Consider the following 17,153-nt stretch of genomic DNA (forward strand, 5'->3'; position numbering starts at 1 on the left):
TTATTCTTGAACAATTTCGACATTAAAACCCTCACCTACTTCTCTGAAACCTTTATCGACCAGCAGTTCATCTCCATCCAAACCTTTGGTAACTTCTGCAGTCCTATGATAAGTTTTTCCCCGGGTGATGTATTTTTTCTTTGCCTGGTTATTTTCCACAACATAAACAAAATCACCCCGATTATCCCGCTGAATCAAATTGGCAGGAACCGTCACTGCTTTTTCATTTTCATAATCTTTTATCTTCAATACCGAAATCATATTTGGTTTCACCTCTTTTAAATTGGGGAGAAAAACTTCCACCTTAAAGGTCCTGTTATCCGGATTGATCACAGCCCCAACTGCTGTCACCTTGGTTTTAAGATTTTTCTCAATGGAGGGAAATTCAACATTGACCGAGTCACCCTGGCCCAGGACACCTACATAAGTTTCAGATATATCACCTTCAATATAGAGTTTACTATCCCCTACAAAATTAAACATGGGCATTCCGGGTTGAACCAATTCTCCCACTCTAACCATTACATCCTCCACTGTCCCATTAAATGGAGCAATTATGCTTGTTTTGTCTTTTCTGGTTTTTAGCGAGGCCAAGTTGTTTTCCAATGTTTCCATGCGGTTTTTGGCTTCTAAAAATTGTACTTCTGTCCCAATTTCCTGATCCCACAGCCTTTTTTGTTTGTTGTAAAGAATTGTTGCAAGTTCAAGTTGGGTTTCTACCTCTTCTATATTATTGTTGATAGTTTCAGCATCCACCTTGGCCAATACCTGGCCTTTTCGGACCTGCATACCTTCCAAGGCATTGATTTCTTCAATTCTGCCAGAAACCTCTGCACTGATATTGACATTCATCTTGGACAATACCGAACCAGTAACCTCCACATAATGTTTAAAGTGCTCTTTTTGAGCTTTAGTGGTGGTTACCAAAACCGATTTGCGGTTGTTCAGGGCAAATACGGGATCTTCCTGAGCAATTTCATTTTCCAGATTTTTGATTTTTGCCCTTAAATCTTGGACTTCATTTTTGTAGGCGGTCAGTTGTTCCTTTTTGGCCTCCAAGTCTAATTCTTGCTGTCCACAGGAAAAAGTAAAACCAGCAGTTAAGGCAAAAAACAATTTCAAATAGGTCTTCATATTTTTATAGGTATCGGTTTTCATTTCAAAATTCCCAAGGCTTTTTCCAAATCAACTTTGGCCACCAAGGCATCATATAAAGCTCCAAAATAGTTGGTTTCCGCTTCTTTTAAGTCAGCATCGGCTTCCACCACTTCAAGATTGGAGCCCACTCCTTCATTAAATTTTATCCGGGCGATGTCATAAACTTCCCGGGCAAGTTCTCTGTTTTCCTCCTGAACTTCCAGAGCCTTTAAGCTATTCCGCAGATTGGTCCTGGCCTGAAACCGTTCCAAAGCAATATTATTTTCCAATAATACACGTTGGTTTTCAAGTTGTTTGAGCTTAATCCGATTTTGCTGAATTTTATGACTTTTGGACAAGCCATCAAAAATCGGCACACTTAAACTCAAACCCACAAATGAACCGGTAAACCAATTTTCCCCATCCCAGGTGGTGGAAAAGCTTTGTCCAGCCCCATTTCTTTGGTAAGTAAAATTTGCATTAAGCTGGGGAAGGTATTTCACATGGTTATTTTTAAGATCCAACCTTACCAGGTCCATATTGGTTTTTAACTGATCAATTTCAACTCTTTGTGATCCCTCCTGATTGATCAAAGCCCTGATATCATCTGGTTGGTTCATTTCATCCAGGTTATCCGTAACCACCAACTCATAAGACTTGGGCAACCCCATTTGAATTTTTAACAATTCTTTGCTCACCAGAATAGCGGCCCTGATCCGGTCCAATTCTGTTAATATATTGTTTTGTTGCACCTTGATCCTGGAGACATCAATTTTTTCTGCAAACCCCTCGCGATAAAGAGCATTGGTTTCCCTCAGCAAGGTATCGATCCTTGCCAGGTTGGCTTCCACCAATTCCAGCCTTTCCCGATTGACCAAAACTGAAAAATAGGCTTTTTTGACATTGACAATCACATCATTTTGGGTCTTTTTCCTGTCAAATTCACTTAACTCCCGATAAGTTTTTGCGGCTTTTAAGCCCACAAAATAGGAACCGTTAAAAAGCATCTGTTCCACTGTAAGGGTTATGCCGCTTTGATAATTGACCCCAAATTGCACCGGTAACACATCCGATGGATTATCCGGATCAGCAAATGGCCCTTCATTGGGCAAAAACATCACCGGAATGGATAAATTTTTAGTAAAGTCAAAATTTCCATTGATTTGTGGGAGCCCCTGTGCCGTCCTTTCCCCAATTGAAGCCTCGGCGGCATACGTTTCTAAAAGAGCATTTTGGGCTGCCACATTATTTTCCAAGGCATATTGGATGCTTTCCTCTAATGTGAATTTGACGATTTCCTGAGAAAAAGCCTTCCCAGGGCTTAGCCCCAATAAAAACATGCCTAAAAGGGCTACTCTAATAATACTACCCATTTCCTAGTCCTGGTTATTGATTTGCTGATAAAATAATTCTCTTCCCTTTTCGGTAAGTACTCCATGAATAAAATGGTCCAAAAGGCTTACTTGCACCTCCAAAATGTTAAACTTGGATGGAGGAAATTTCAAGGGATCAAAGGTATCCGACAATTGTTCCATTCGCATATTGGCCAAAATTTCCATATTTAATTCAGGACGAAAAAAACCTTCCTTTTGTCCTCTTTTCAGAATATCCAATATTCCCTTGACTGCACAATTCTCCTTAAAATCCTCATATAAGGCCCAACTCTTAGGATAATACCTCTGAATTTCCCCTAGCACCAATGGGTTTATTTGGGAAAAACGCTCACGGATATAAGAGGACATCTTTACAAAATGTTTGATTGGACAGGGCTCTTCTTCCACCAATCTCAAAAAAACCTGTTTATCTTCCTTTAAAGCCTGCGAAAAAGCTTCATAAACCAAATCCCCCTTGTCTCTGAACTCTTGATAAATGGTCTTTTTTGATACACCGCCCATTCTTGCAATATCATCCATGGTCACATACTTTACGCCCAAACGGGTAAATTGATCCACGGCCACCTCAATAATCTTTTCTCGCGTCTCCAATTCGTAATCCATTAATTAATCATGGCAAAACTCAGGAAACTTTAAAAATTTTCAAAGTTTCCAACCGTTTATTTCCAAGAATTAACAATTTTTTCTTTCGGATCCGAAGATTCATAAACTCCTATATTACAACACCTTAATCAACCAACCAACAAGTTAAGCGCTTAAGTGGACAATAAAAACACCTATTTAATTGCATTAAATGATAGATTAATAGCTTATGTACATAAGGTTAAAAACTTCGCTATTCGACATTTTTGTAATCAAATCAACAATAATTAGGATGATATTTTCTTGAAAAAACCTTCTATCAATAGCAGGCTATTTCTAAATCAAAGCCACAAAAAATTTCCCACCTTAATGTTTCATCTTTCCAAGCATCGTTAGTTGGCTTGGATAGGCAAGAACCTAATTCCAAAAGGGCTCCATTTGGGAAATCACCGAAATTTTTCCCTCAAGCGCCATCGACATGATTGCTATTTCTGAGCTATTGCCTTTCAAACTGCTTTTAATTATTCAAAACGGAAAGTACTTGTTGCAAAAAAAATCAACCAATTTCAATTAATACTTTAATATATAAGGACTTTAACCTCATTCTTCGACCTCATTTTGGATTTCCTTCTCATCAGAATTACTTCTCATTTAACAATAACGAAAAAAATAAGGGGCAAAATTAATGATCAATTTATTCTTTGGTAGCATTTGCTTACCTTTGCTGCTTAATTAAACGATCATCCAATAAACAAGGACATGATTCTCTTTTTCCAATCTCCTCAACAAAACATCATCTACGCTTTACATAGCAAACAACCATTGACCCAGGAAGATCTGCAGAAGCTAACCTGGCTTTTTGGTGAGGCCGAACAACTCAAGGAACCACAGGTATCCGGAACTTTTGCAGGTCCTAGAAAAGAAATGATTACCCCTTGGTCTACCAATGCGGTGGAAATAGCCACCAATATGGGCATCCCAGGTTTGCTGAGAATTGAAGAATTTGTTCGAATTGAAAAAGACAGTCCTATCGACCCCATGTTGCAGGTGGTTTATGAAGGACTCGATCAGGATATATTTACTATAGATCTAGAACCTCAAAAGGTCATTTCTATTACTGACATCAAAGCTTACAATCAACAGGAAGGGCTGGCGTTAAGTGAGGAAGAAATCAGTTATTTGGAAAAAGTGAGCAAAGAATTGGGCAGGCCTTTGACCGATAGTGAGGTGTTTGGATTTAGCCAGGTAAATTCTGAGCACTGTCGCCATAAGATTTTTAATGGTACTTTTATCCTCGATGGTAAGAAAAAGGAAGACACCCTGTTCCAATTGATCAAAAAGACTTCGATCAAACACCCTAACCGGATTGTTTCAGCCTATAAGGACAATGTTGCCTTTGTCAAAGGTCCTAAAGCCCAGCAATTTGCCCCCAAAAGGCAGGACCAGTCGGATTATTTTTCCCCGGAATCTATAGATACTGTTCTTTCCCTAAAAGCCGAAACCCACAATTTCCCCACTACTGTGGAGCCCTTTAATGGCGCCGCCACCGGTTCAGGTGGGGAAATCAGGGACCGTCTGGCAGGAGGAACTGCTTCTATTCCATTGGCCGGAACTGCGGTTTATATGACTTCTTACCCAAGAAGTGAAAAAGGAAGGACCTGGGAAAAAAACCTCCCAGAAAGAAAATGGCTATACCAAACGCCCATGGACATCCTGATCAAAGCTTCCAATGGGGCCAGTGATTTTGGCAACAAATTTGGCCAACCCCTGATTTCCGGAAGTTTATTGACTTTTGAGCATGGAGAGGAGGATAAGCATTACGGTTATGACAAAGTGATCATGCTGGCTGGAGGGATAGGATTTACCCGTGAAAAATACAGCTTAAAAAACACCCCAGTTAAAGGAGACCAAGTAGTCATTATGGGCGGGGACAATTACCGTATTGGCATGGGTGGAAGTGCAGTTTCTTCGGTAAACACCGGGGAATTTGCAAACCACATTGAACTCAATGCCATCCAAAGATCCAATCCTGAAATGCAGAAAAGGGTGGCCAATGTGATTCGCGCCATGGCAGAAAATGAACACAACCCCATCATTTCCATCCACGACCATGGAGCTGGCGGTCATTTGAACTGTCTTTCTGAGTTGGTTGAAGAGACAGGTGGGTCCATTGATATTGACAAATTACCTGTTGGTGACCAAACCCTTTCTGCCAAGGAAATTATCGGCAACGAATCCCAGGAAAGGATGGGATTGGTCATCCATAAAAAAGATGTGGATACACTTCAAAAAATCTCCGAAAGAGAACGTGCTCCTTTCTATGTGGTTGGTGAAACCACCGGCGACATGCATTTCAAATTTGAAAATAAAATCACCAAGGAAAAGCCGATCGACTGGGATCTTTCCCATATGTTTGGAAGCTCCCCAAAAACAGTCCTTACAGATCAGCGTACCAATACAAACTTTAAGGAACCAGAATACCAATCAAGTCTTTTAAGCCAATATATTCAGGAGGTCCTTCAGTTGGAAGCTGTTGCCTGTAAAGACTGGCTGACCAATAAAGTGGACCGCTCTGTAACAGGAAGGGTAGCTACCCAACAAACTACCGGGGCTATCCAATTACCATTGAATAATGTGGCTGTAATGGCGGTGGATTTCACTGGAACCAAAGGAATTGCCACTTCCATAGGCCATGCGCCCGTTGCTGCTCTTGCTAATCCGGAAGCAGGTTCCAGACTGGCCATTGCTGAGGCATTGACCAATTTGATCTGGGCACCAATTGAAGATGGCTTGGAGGGAATTTCCCTTAGTGCCAACTGGATGTGGCCTGCCAAAAATGAAGGTGAAAATGACCGATTATACAGAGCAGTGGAATCAGTAAGTAATTTTGCTATTGAATTAGGCATCAATATCCCTACCGGGAAAGATTCCCTTTCGATGACCCAAAAATATCCGGATGGTAAAACTGTATTTTCACCAGGAACCGTTATAATTTCCAGTGTGGGAGAATGTTCCGATGTCAGAAAGACCATCACACCAGATATCAAGCCGGAAGAAGGGACACAGCTATTCTATGTTGATTTTTCAAAAGATAAAGCTAAACTGGGCGGAAGTAGCTTTGCCCAAGTCATTAATACGGTTGGCACCACTCCCCCCACTGTTGTGGACAGTGAATATTTCGCCAAGGCTTTCAATGTAATCCAAAACCTAATTGAAAATGGGGACATCCTTGCTGGACATGATATCTCTGCAGGTGGTTTGATTACTTCTTTACTTGAAATGACCTTCCCAACCACCAATTGTGGTTTGAATGTCAAAGTGGAAAATCTTAAGGAAAAAGACCTAATCAAAGCCCTTTTTGCTGAAAATCCAGGCGTGATTATTCAGGCAAAAAATGCAGATGAGGTAAAGGATGTACTTGAAAATTACAGCATTAACTATACCCCAATTGCCGAAGTAACCATGGACAGCAAGGTAACCCTTGATGGATTGAACCTTAGCCTTCCAGTGGAAAACTGCAGGGACACTTGGTTCCGCTCTTCCTACCTGTTGGATAAAAAGCAAAGCGGGGAAAAACTGGCAGCTGACCGGTTTGAAAATTACAAATCACAGCCCCTCACCTATAATTTTGACGAGAAATGGGAAGGTTTATTGGATAACTTTAGCCTTAACCCTTTCCGAAAGGAAGCAAATGGTACCAAAGCAGCCATCATCCGTGAAAAAGGTGTCAATGGAGACCGGGAAATGGCCTATGCCCTTTGGCTGGCTGGCTTTGATGTGAAAGACATCCATATGACTGACCTGATTGCTGGAAGAGAAAACCTGGAAGATGTGCAGATGATTGTATTTGTTGGAGGATTCTCCAATTCCGATGTACTGGGATCTGCCAAAGGCTGGGCAGGAGCTTTCCTTTATAATGAAAAGGCTAAAAAAGCCTTGGATAACTTCTATGCGCGCCCTGACACACTAAGCTTAGGGGTTTGTAATGGTTGCCAGCTTATGGTGGAATTAGGCTTGATCAACCGTCGTCATGACCAAAAGCCTAAGATGTTGCACAATGACAGCCATAAATTCGAGTCCTCTTTTGTGAATGTCAATATCCCGGAAAATAACACGGTAATGTTTAGCTCCCTTTCCGGCCAAAGGCTGGGTGTTTGGGTAGCCCATGGGGAAGGCAAGTTCTCCCTGCCAAAAGCCAAAGAGGAATATAATATTGGAATGACTTACAGTTATGAGTCTTATCCGGGCAATCCTAATGGATCTGACCATGCCGTAGCAGGTTTAGCCTCACAGGATGGAAGGCACCTCGCTATAATGCCCCATATTGAGCGGTCCTTGTTCCCATGGAACTGGCCGGACTATCCTGCTGGAAGGAAAAGTGAAGAAATCACCCCTTGGGTAGAGGCATTTGTCAATGCAAGAAAATGGGTGGAAAGCCACCATTAAAATAATCAGAAAATTCCCGGCTAAAACCGGGAATTTTTTCCAACTGAAAACAAGGAAGTTAGCAAAACCACTTTAAAAAAGTTTAAAGCAGTATTTGCATTACAAAAAAAGAGCCCTACATTTGTACCACAATTAAGGGAAACGACGCCTTAAACCAAACAAAGCACTTTATTATTGACCCATGGTGTAACTGGCAACACGTCTGATTTTGGTTCAGAAGAGTCTAGGTTCGAGCCCTAGTGGGTCAACAGAAACAAAAAAAGGAGCGAAAATTCGCTCCTTTTTTTATGCCTGATTATTGAACCTTGTCCATCTTCCAATCCCAATTAGAAACCCTCTTGGGATAGAACATTTCAACAAAAAATTGCTTGCATTAAATTTCCCAGGACCCCATGTCAATTAAATATTGACACCACAAATCCCAGGTATTTTTTTTTAAAAAAAGGCAGAAAAATATATGGCCGCCTCTATTGACCGATAAACTCACAATTTTTTTCGACTTCCTTAGAAAATCATCCCACGCCATTTAAGCTTGATCCCCTCCAGTCGGCATTAATAACAAATTAGAATATCAGAATCCTCCTACCTACCTCCTTTTCCATTTGAATTCTTGAAACCATTTTGTATTTTAAATCTCAACAAGGGAGGTTGAACGTCAAATCACCTACGGCTTCCTCCTCAGTGAAACTGAAAAAACCATCAAAAACCACATTAAATGGAAAAATTCAAAAAAGGAGACATTGTTAAATTAAAATCCGGAGGACCAAAAATGACTGTGGAAGAATTCCAATGGAACCCCTACAAAAACAATTATGATAAAGAAAAGCTCCAATGCACCTGGTTCAAGGAGGACATCAAATATTCAGAAATCTTTGAATCTGCAGCTCTAGAAAAAGCTTAAAAAAAAACACCTAAGGGATCCATCTCCTTAGGTGTTTTTTTAAGTTCCGCTGATTTTTCCTGTAAATCTCAATAGTTCAGCCCAAAACAACTACCCACTTAAATTGGCCAGAGGTTTATTGTCAGCGGACCATTTTAATTTCTTGGGCTAATATAAACCAACTTCAAGATTTCTTTTTTCAACTTTCCCTAAAATGAAATATCATATTGCAATCTAAACCTCCAGCCGGTTGATTCCTGTGCAGCAATTTCATTATCAAACTCAAAATAGGTCACATCCCCGGTCAACTTATTCTTATGCCCATTAAAGAAGCAGTTGACAGCTAATGCATATTCTTCTTTTCTATTCATGGTGATCGCCTTATTAGGACGGTATTGGGAATACCTGACAGCAACTTCATAAAGGGGATTATTTTCTTTTGCTGCCTGGTGATTTAAAATATATCCACCCTGTCCAAAAAAGCCTTCCAAATTGGTAACCATATCATTTACATTATCCTGTACCTGTTTTTGGTGGTATTCACTGTGCCAGCTAAAGGATTTGTATTGGAAAGCAGTTTCAAAAAGCCACTGATCGACACTATATTGTCCTAGCACTCCTTCTCCATACCCGGCCAAACTACCCCCTCCTGAGGAGGAAAAACGGGTATATGGACTGGTATTGGTAGCTCCTGCAAAAGCAATGGATGCCAATGGATTTTTAACATGATTAAGATCAGATCCTGAAATGGGCACTCCATCACCCAAAACGTTCCATTGCAACCTTCCTACATACATCAATTTGCTATCATCGTTTTCTCCTCCACCACGGCCGCTTCCAGTCAGCATGGACAAGTTATAATCAAAATTGGCTAAGCCTCCACCATCAAGATGGCCATATACGGTCATCCCTTGCTGTCGGTCTACGGTAAATGGTCTGTTGATAATAGACCTTTCCAGCATTTGTTGTTTTCCACTGGAAACAGAACGCTCCCTGGAATACTCAACTTTCCATTGCCCAATTTTGAAATTCAACCACGGCCACTTTTCAACCATAATCCGAAAATCCAAAACCCGGGAGGCCCATAAATCATACTCAAAATAATATTTTAACCAAGGTTTGTAAGCATGACCACCTATTTTCAAACGGGCCCGGTTAATATTTAGGGAATTTTTCGTGGGGCCATTAAGATCTTCAAAAGTAACTGGATCATCTTCAAAAGGGGTGGTATACCTAAATTGAAGCCTACCGCGAATATTCAGTTGAAACTTGTTATCCGAGGTAGTCATTTGAAAGCCTTTTGAACCATATTCCAGGTTGATTTTAGTGGAGTCATTTTCCGCCTCCCCTTCCTTTGAACCGGCCCAGGTGTTAAAAGATAATAACAAGCCCAGCAAAACAGCAAATGCTCTTCTGTTCATCATCATACAGCAATTTTTTAATTAAATATTTTTTAAACAACCAGAAAAGGTTGCAGGAAAGCTTGATGTTGAATCCAAAACATTTTAAAATCTTCCTCCCTGCTAAATAAAGATTTCAAACCCTTTGTCTCCCTACAAGCTTTCCCTTTGAATTTTGCAAAAGTACCAATTTTAAGATATGGAAATTGGCGGAACGTAAAGATTAACACTATAATAACATTGGGGTAACTTAGGGTTTAATTTAAAAAACTTTAATTCTAACCAGACTAACAATGAAATTTCACCTTTATTGAAAGTATAAATTATAAGATAAGAATCCTGATTATTCACTTTTTGATAAGAAGACAAAAAATAAAGTATCGGTAATTATTTACCAATGGGAAGTCAATCAAAATTAAGTCACGATCTTCTGTAAAAACTGCCAGACAGGGCAGATTATCAAGAACCACATCAGGATCCTTTTAAGTACGATACAAAATCGGATTTCTTTTTTTGAACAAAAACACAGATTTTTTTATAATAAAAAAATATTCTATTCAAAGTCTTTAGTAAAATTTGACCACAACATAACGGTTCTTACACATCCCATTTCTTTTTCTCATCAGTTTCAGCAAAATTTTATACATTTGTGGTTCATTACCAAAACGCTGAACCCCAAAGTAAAATGCATAACAACATGACAGAGGTAAAACTCTTCTCCGGTACCAACTCCAGGAACCTTGCGGAATCCATTGCAAAAAATTACGGTCAGGATTTAGGCCAGTTAACTTTATCAAAATTTAGTGATGGGGAATTTTCACCCAGTTATGACGAATCAGTGAGGGGATGTAGTGTTTTTTTGATTCAGTCAACAAACCCAACCGCAGATAACTTACTGGAGCTTTGCTTGATGATCGATGCGGCAAAGCGGGCCAGTGCCTACAAGGTTTGTGCTGTCCTGCCCTATTTTGGATATGCCCGGCAAGACCGTAAAGACCGCCCCAGGGTTTCCATTGCAGCCAAGTTGATTGCCAATATGCTTACTTCCGCTGGTGCGGACAGGATCATGACCTGTGATCTGCATGCCGGTCAGATTCAGGGATTTTTCGATATTCCCTTGGATCATTTGGACGGATCAGCTATTTTTGTGCCCTATTTGAAAAGCCTTGATTTGGGAAACCTTTTGGTTGCTTCCCCAGATGTAGGAGGAGTTGGAAGGGCCAGGGCTTATGCTAAGCACTTTGAAGTAGAAATGGTAGTCTGTGACAAACACAGGAAGAGAGCCAATGAAGTCGCTTCTATGCAGATAATTGGTGATGTTGAAGGGATGGATGTTGTATTGGTAGATGACTTGGTGGACACCGCCGGAACCATGTGCAAGGCAGCCCAAATAATCATGGACAAGGGTGCCAACTCGGTAAGAGCCATTGCTACCCATGGGGTCCTTTCCGGTAAGGCATATGAAAACATTGAAAATTCTGTTTTATCAGAACTGGTAATCACGGATACCATTCCATTGAAACAAAATTCTTCAAAAATCAAAGTACTAACCGTTGCCGAACTATTTGGCAAGGCCATTCATGCCGTCACTGGTAATGACTCGATCAGTGCTTTGTTCATTTAATTAGAACTTTCAATTATATATACAATTTAATATTAAAATTATGAGATCGATTGAGATTATAGGGTTTAAAAGAGCAAATCTCGAAAAAGCGGAACTGAACCAGATCCGTGAAGAAGGAAATGTTCCTTGCGTAGTTTATGGACCCGGTATTGACGAGCAAATCCACTTCTATGCACCAGCTATTCTTTTCAAGCCATTGCTTTATTCTCCAGAGAAGTTTATGGTAGACCTTAACATCGAAGGTCAAAAAATCAAAACCGTAATGCGTGAATCTCAATTCCACCCTGTTAGTGAGGTATTGTTACACGCAGATTTCCTGGCTTTCAGCGAAGACAAAGCCATCAAAATGGATATTCCTGTGGAAATCTATGGTAACTCTCCTGGTATCATCAAAGGGGGTAAGTTGGAAATCAAAACCAGAACCCTTACCGTAAAAGGTTTGGCCAAGGACTTCCCTGATACCATCCCTGTTTCCATCGACAACCTTGAGCTCGGTAAATCTGCCAAAGTTGCAGATGTGAAAGTGGAGGGAGTAGAAATCGTTACCCATCCAAGTGTCTCTATTGCCACCATCGGTATCCCAAGAGCCTTGAGAGGTAAGAAAACTGCTGAAGAAGAAACCGAATAATACGGTTGAAATATGATACAGAAAATCCTGTCAGCCTCGTGTTGACAGGATTTTTTATTTTTGTGATTAATATTATTCTAAGATTTCATGAAATACCTGATCATTGGCCTTGGAAATATTGGCCCTGAATATGAACTCACCCGGCATAATGTGGGCTTTCTGACCCTGGACCGCCTGGCAGACAAAATGGGAGCCTCCTGGAACAGCAATAGGCTGGCATTTACTGCTGATTACAAATTCAAAAGCAGGCAAATCCACCTGATCAAACCTACAACTTATATGAACCTGAGTGGAAAGGCCGTCAATTACTGGATGAAAGAATTAAAAATCTCTAAGGAAAATATTCTGGTAGTGGTGGATGATGTAGCTTTACCTTTTGGAGCATTAAGGCTTAGGGCCAAAGGTTCCTCCGCCGGGCATAATGGCCTCAAAAATATCGAGACCCTCACGGGGGGACAAAATTACCCCAGATTAAGATTTGGCATTGGGGATGATTTTCCCAAAGGGAAACAAATTGATTATGTATTGGGGAGATGGAGCCAAAAGGAAATTGATGAATTGCCTTCATTTATGGATAAAGCCATTGATATGATACATGGTTTTTGTACTATTGGCATCAATATGACCATGAGCCAATTCAATAGTTAAAGGCCACTTTAAGGCCTTTAACTCCTCATTTTTTAGTCTTATTTTTAACAGGAAGTATCCACGTTTATATATTTCAAAAAATTTTAAAGACGAACAATTAACCCAATTAAAATGAAAACCATAAACCTAGGATTACAAATCGTCCCCAAAAGCAAACACCACCATAGCTATGACCTGGTGGATGCTGCTATCGAAGTAATTAAAGCTGCTGGTGTTAAATTCGAAATCACTCCTTTTGAAACGGTGATGGAAGGCCCTGAAGATTTGCTGCATGAAGTTGCCAGAAAAGCACAAAGTGCAGTATTGGAAGCAGGAGCAGAAGAAATCCTGGTTTATTATCGGATGCAAATCCGAAAAGAAGCCGACGTTACCATGAATGAAAAAACAGAAAAGCATAGGAAATAATCATATTTTTTCCTACTTTATTTTATTAATTCAAATAGAAAAATTCATCCTTTTTCCTTCTTCTAAGGGATTATTAGAATGTTGCACAAAAATTATCTGGTAATTTAATACCAAATAAAAGCAAACATTCATCAAGTATAGTTGTTCCTATGTAAAAACAAGGAAAATTAAAGCCACATATCCCGCCATGAAACACGTTTTACTCTTTTCATTGGGGCTTATTCTTTTTACTAGCAGTTCCGTTTTAGGCCAAATCAAATCAGTTTATTATAATGTTCCCCAAGGCCAAATTAACGAAGGGAATCCACTGCCCTCAGAGGAACCATTTTACATCAAAGGCCGCCTACCTGGTGGCATTGAAATGGTTACTGCCAAAATTTATAGGTCCTCCAAGACATCTCTTCAAGCTGAAGAATATTACTGGAAAAAACCCTTTGACTTTGCAGTGAGTGAATATGAAATTTTCATTGCCGAGCCCTTAAGAAGCAATGAAAATTACACCGTTGCATTTTATTTTTATGAAAGGGCCGACCAAGGTCAAATGGATGACCTGAAAAGTAGTATTTCATCTAATTTAGAAAGCTACATCCGGGCCAATATGGAAGTTTCCAGGGGTAAAATCCGATCTTTAAATAGTGATAAGGTCATGATGACCCAATTAAAACAAATCGTTCAGGAAGGCACCAAAAATTATCAGCATTTTATTGGGCAGGAATTTGAAGGTTTCAGTGATGTAGTCCGGCAAAAACTGAAACAAAAGGATGAATTAAAGCTTAGAAGGGCACGGTTTAATATCATAGGGAAAAAAAAAGATAGTCGGGACAATAACCGGGCCCTTTACGCATCCAAATATATTGAGGAGCTAATATTATTATTACAATCTGAAGCCAAACAATACATGGCTGGTCAAATGCTATCCCTGGTGGATATCAGAAATATCAGGGCTTACCCAACTGAAAAAAAACGGAGCACTTTACCTCTAAACTTTGGCTATGGGGGATTTGCCATCAAGAGGGAATTTGGCGAGACTGAATATTTCAATGGGCCATTTGCAGGAGTTTCAGTTCCTCTGGGGAATAAGACATTTACCAAATTTCTTGGGAATGCCAGTTTTTCTGCCGGAGTTTTTCTTCAAAATTTTGACTCAAGTGAAGGAATAGAACTCTCCGGCCCCTTTATTGGACTTCCCTTTTATGCAGGGCTGGGATACAAGTTATTCCGGGTTTTTCGGTTCAACGCAGGGGCTGTAGCCATAAATTCAGAAATTTTAAATGAATCAGAAAAAAACTTTCACATCCAGCCCTTTATTGGTTTTAGTTTGGAATTTGACCTCTGGTTAGGCATACATGATAAATGATAATGGTGATGAAAAGAATTTGGCTCATATTGCTTTTTCTGATCATATCTCCCCTGGCCAATGCCCAATTGCAAAATTACAAATGGAGGATTGGCTTTAGCGGGGGGTATACCAATTATTATGGAGACCTAACCCCCCATACTATCCAGGGTTGGGATGATTGGGATGATTTTTTCAAACTTTATCAATGGAATAAAAATTACAGGAATGATTGGTCCGGTCAGTTGAGTTTAGAAACCCGGTTGACCAATACCACTGGCTTGATGCTGCAAATAGGCCGTTACCAATTTGCCATGTCAGACCGTTACATGGATCCCGGAGGGAATCTATTGATGGAAAGCCCCCATTTCGACAGGGCCCTAAATTTCCAAACTACCCTTTGGGATGCAGGTTTGTCGCTGGTCTTCAAAACTGACAATGACAAATTGCTTAGCAGAAATGCATTTATCGCCCCTTATTTGACATTGGGTTTTGGAGGTCTTTGGTTTGATGTCAAAGGAGACCTTTTGGATGCACAGGGAAATCAGTACGACTATAGCCAAATCAATTTAATTCCTGATGGAACCTATGAAACTTCCCTCCCCCAATTAAATACAGAAAGGCCGGGGGGGTATGAACTGGATAATTTGTACTCACAGTTGGGCTTGGGAATAAGGTTTAAGCTAAGCAATAACCTTGAATTATTTGTCCAAAGTGAATTTAAACATGCATTTACAGATTATCTGGATGATGTAAGCGAAACTTACCGTGAAGAGTATGAAAATGATTTCCAAGCCTATGCAGCTCACCCCGGCACCAATACCATTGATCCCTCTGCTCCTTTCCGGGGGAACCGGGATGGGGCCAATGATTGGTATATCTACCATGGAGCTGGATTAAAAATCAATTTTTCTCCCAACAAAAAAACCTTTAATGCTTCCTCAGTTTCTTCAAGGAAAAACTCTTATCCTTCCACGTCTCTAGCAAAAACCACTCCTAAAGCCGAAATCGACAGTTTGGAAGAAAAGTCCGTCCGGGAACAGACCAATAATTTCAATTATACCTTTATTAATTGGCCCTCAATATCAACCTTAGAAAACCTCAAATACCGTCTGGACACCCTTCAAATCGATTTATCTATTCTGGAACAAAAACGAAATTTAGACCGGATAAATGAAAGCATGTTGGCGGAAGAAAACAGTTTACAACGATATGAACTCAGCAGTTCACAAATTCAGCAGGACACCTTGCTTTCCGGAAGCGTTAAGAAAGAACGTCTGGAAACCATCAACGATCTAAAATCAAATAGCCAGAAAAAAATTGACAGCCTGTCCCAAAAGGCCAATGCAGTGGAATTTCGCATTGGAGCATTGGAACAAAAAAAACAAATTTTAGCATCAACAAAAAGTGGATTAGACAGCCTCTCAATTCTTCATGAATTCCAATGGGTTACCAATATCCTTCCAATTACACAAGACAGCACAATAATCTGGAACAGGGGTTTATTTGAACCACCTTCTTCAAAAATGGCCATTACACCTGATAGCCTTCCCCCTTCCCCAACTCCCAAGGAATACCGGCCAAGCCAAAATCTTATGACTTACAGTGAAATTCAGGAACCTCCAAGGTCATCCAAAACAGATTCTCTTTTGCAGGTTTTGATAGGACTTCAAGTCCAAAGTGAAAGCCTGGAACCTGAGGAATTCTCCGAAGAGGTTGTTGAAACGGAAGAGGATGATGAAAAAAAGTCCAGGTTTCCTATCCGGTTATTTAGTGGACGTTCTTCAGACCGGGGCAACCGGTCCAGTTCCAGGACTGAAAGTCAGTCAGCTTCCAGAGACAGGGAAACCTCACTTGACATTTCCAAATTACCCTCCCAGGAAATCCAAGAAGATTCCCCTCGAGATTATGAAAACAGTAACAGGGCAGCCACCATTTTTGGGCTTTCAAATTTGGGACTTAACCTTGCACAGATTTTTGATAATAAAGAAAAAAAGGAACCAATAAAAAAAGACAGCCTTGATAATGCAGCCTTGGACACCATTTCCACGGACACCTTAGTTTCTAGGGAAAAAACCCTTATTCCCCCTGAATCAATAAACACTCGGGATACGGTGTATTTGGAAGTTCCGGGAAAAAGTATCACCATCCCATCTACTGTTGATATCTACTTTGATATTAACCAATCCGATCCCTCCCAAAAAGAATTGGAAAAACTTAATCCAATAGCAGAATACATCAACCAATATCCTGATAAGCATATATTTTTAACCGGTTATGCTGATAATACAGGCAGCTTATCCTATAACCTAAAATTGATACAGGAAAGGGTTGACCATTTAATGGAATATTTAATTCAGGAATTGGGAATTTCCCCTTCCCAAATCCAAACCGAATCAGGAGGCAAAATAATAAGGGGCCCTCAAAAAGGAGCCAACCCGAAAGATCGCAGGGTGGAGGTAAAGATTAATTTATAATGAGGAATGTTGAAATAAGAATTTTTACATTCAAAATTTCACCGAAGCCTTTTTGCTCTGAACTAAATAGGGCTTCTTGTTAATTAGCTAAATCACTGACTCTTAATAAACAGGGTTGCGAAAAAATAACTCAAAAACCCCGAAAATCGTCCAAAAGGGCTTTTTCCGGGGTTTTCTTTTTCGTATTTTTTGTTTG

12 protein-coding genes and 1 tRNA gene are annotated in these 17,153 nt (G+C 40.1%); 9 read left to right on the top strand and 4 right to left on the bottom strand.

Going from position 1 to position 17,153, the window contains the following annotated elements:
- From QWY93_RS02200 to QWY93_RS02210, 3 genes are read right to left on the bottom strand one after another with little or no spacing between them, the layout of a single operon-like run.
- On the bottom strand, positions 1-1,134 hold the full coding sequence (locus tag QWY93_RS02200) for an efflux RND transporter periplasmic adaptor subunit (protein WP_290246560.1): 1,134 nt from the start codon (positions 1,132-1,134) through the stop codon (positions 1-3).
- Positions 1,135-1,154: 20 nt separating this feature from the next.
- Complete coding sequence (locus QWY93_RS02205) at positions 1,155-2,510, bottom strand: TolC family protein (protein WP_290246561.1); 1,356 nt, start codon at positions 2,508-2,510, stop codon at positions 1,155-1,157.
- Positions 2,511-2,513: 3 nt separating this feature from the next.
- Positions 2,514-3,134, bottom strand: a complete 621-nt coding sequence (locus tag QWY93_RS02210; RefSeq protein WP_290246562.1) for a TetR/AcrR family transcriptional regulator — start codon at positions 3,132-3,134, stop codon at positions 2,514-2,516.
- A gap of 738 nt (positions 3,135-3,872) precedes the next feature.
- On the opposite strand from QWY93_RS02210, the gene purL reads away from it, so the two are divergent.
- The 3 genes from purL (at position 3,873) to QWY93_RS02225 (ending at position 8,460) form a co-directional block, all read left to right on the top strand.
- Positions 3,873-7,559: a phosphoribosylformylglycinamidine synthase gene (purL, locus tag QWY93_RS02215; RefSeq protein ID WP_290246563.1), complete on the top strand. Its 3,687-nt coding sequence runs from the start codon at positions 3,873-3,875 to the stop codon at positions 7,557-7,559.
- Positions 7,560-7,734: 175 nt separating this feature from the next.
- Positions 7,735-7,807: transfer RNA gene (locus QWY93_RS02220), tRNA-Gln, on the top strand.
- Positions 7,808-8,274: 467 nt separating this feature from the next.
- Positions 8,275-8,460: a YodC family protein gene (locus QWY93_RS02225; protein WP_290246564.1), complete on the top strand. Its 186-nt coding sequence runs from the start codon at positions 8,275-8,277 to the stop codon at positions 8,458-8,460.
- A 188-nt stretch (positions 8,461-8,648) separates the two neighbouring features.
- On the opposite strand, the gene QWY93_RS02230 is transcribed toward QWY93_RS02225, so the two are convergent.
- Entirely contained in the window at positions 8,649-9,866 is a 1,218-nt protein-coding gene (locus tag QWY93_RS02230; protein WP_290246565.1) for an OprO/OprP family phosphate-selective porin, read from the bottom strand.
- A 670-nt stretch (positions 9,867-10,536) separates the two neighbouring features.
- On the opposite strand from QWY93_RS02230, the gene QWY93_RS02235 reads away from it, so the two are divergent.
- From QWY93_RS02235 to QWY93_RS02260, 6 genes are all read left to right on the top strand, one after another.
- The gene (locus QWY93_RS02235; protein WP_290246566.1) at positions 10,537-11,463 is read left to right on the top strand and encodes a ribose-phosphate pyrophosphokinase; all 927 of its coding nucleotides are present in this window, start codon (positions 10,537-10,539) and stop codon (positions 11,461-11,463) included.
- A gap of 40 nt (positions 11,464-11,503) precedes the next feature.
- Positions 11,504-12,091, top strand: a complete 588-nt coding sequence (locus tag QWY93_RS02240; RefSeq protein ID WP_290246567.1) for a 50S ribosomal protein L25 — start codon at positions 11,504-11,506, stop codon at positions 12,089-12,091.
- A gap of 87 nt (positions 12,092-12,178) precedes the next feature.
- Positions 12,179-12,739 carry an aminoacyl-tRNA hydrolase gene (pth, locus tag QWY93_RS02245; protein ID WP_290246568.1) on the top strand — a complete coding sequence of 187 codons (561 nt, stop codon included), beginning with the start codon at positions 12,179-12,181 and terminating at the stop codon, positions 12,737-12,739.
- Positions 12,740-12,850: 111 nt separating this feature from the next.
- Positions 12,851-13,144 (top strand): thiamine-binding protein, encoded by a 294-nt coding sequence (locus QWY93_RS02250; RefSeq protein ID WP_290246569.1) that lies wholly within the window; start codon positions 12,851-12,853, stop codon positions 13,142-13,144.
- Positions 13,145-13,331: 187 nt separating this feature from the next.
- Entirely contained in the window at positions 13,332-14,501 is a 1,170-nt protein-coding gene (locus QWY93_RS02255) for a hypothetical protein (RefSeq protein WP_290246570.1), read from the top strand.
- Between the two features lie 8 nt (positions 14,502-14,509).
- On the top strand, positions 14,510-16,957 hold the full coding sequence (locus tag QWY93_RS02260) for an OmpA family protein (RefSeq protein ID WP_290246571.1): 2,448 nt from the start codon (positions 14,510-14,512) through the stop codon (positions 16,955-16,957).
- Positions 16,958-17,153: the final 196 nt, after the last annotated feature.

It is taken from the genome of Echinicola jeungdonensis (assembly GCF_030409905.1).
GTDB lineage: Bacteria > Bacteroidota > Bacteroidia > Cytophagales > Cyclobacteriaceae > Echinicola > Echinicola jeungdonensis.

Bases quoted from the DNA above. Each gene is read 5' to 3' on its own strand.
- QWY93_RS02200 (WP_290246560.1), bottom strand. From the start codon at position 1,134: ATGAAGACCTATTTGAAATTGTTTTTTGCCTTAACTGCTGGTTTTACT.
- QWY93_RS02255 (WP_290246570.1), top strand. From the start codon at position 13,332: ATGAAACACGTTTTACTCTTTTCATTGGGGCTTATTCTTTTTACTAGC.
- pth (WP_290246568.1), top strand. From the start codon at position 12,179: ATGAAATACCTGATCATTGGCCTTGGAAATATTGGCCCTGAATATGAA.
- QWY93_RS02260 (WP_290246571.1), top strand. From the start codon at position 14,510: ATGAAAAGAATTTGGCTCATATTGCTTTTTCTGATCATATCTCCCCTG.
- QWY93_RS02205 (WP_290246561.1), bottom strand. From the start codon at position 2,510: ATGGGTAGTATTATTAGAGTAGCCCTTTTAGGCATGTTTTTATTGGGG.
- purL (WP_290246563.1), top strand. From the start codon at position 3,873: ATGATTCTCTTTTTCCAATCTCCTCAACAAAACATCATCTACGCTTTA.
- QWY93_RS02240 (WP_290246567.1), top strand. From the start codon at position 11,504: ATGAGATCGATTGAGATTATAGGGTTTAAAAGAGCAAATCTCGAAAAA.
- QWY93_RS02225 (WP_290246564.1), top strand. From the start codon at position 8,275: ATGGAAAAATTCAAAAAAGGAGACATTGTTAAATTAAAATCCGGAGGA.
- QWY93_RS02235 (WP_290246566.1), top strand. From the start codon at position 10,537: ATGACAGAGGTAAAACTCTTCTCCGGTACCAACTCCAGGAACCTTGCG.
- QWY93_RS02250 (WP_290246569.1), top strand. From the start codon at position 12,851: ATGAAAACCATAAACCTAGGATTACAAATCGTCCCCAAAAGCAAACAC.
- QWY93_RS02230 (WP_290246565.1), bottom strand. From the start codon at position 9,866: ATGATGATGAACAGAAGAGCATTTGCTGTTTTGCTGGGCTTGTTATTA.
- QWY93_RS02210 (WP_290246562.1), bottom strand. From the start codon at position 3,134: ATGGATTACGAATTGGAGACGCGAGAAAAGATTATTGAGGTGGCCGTG.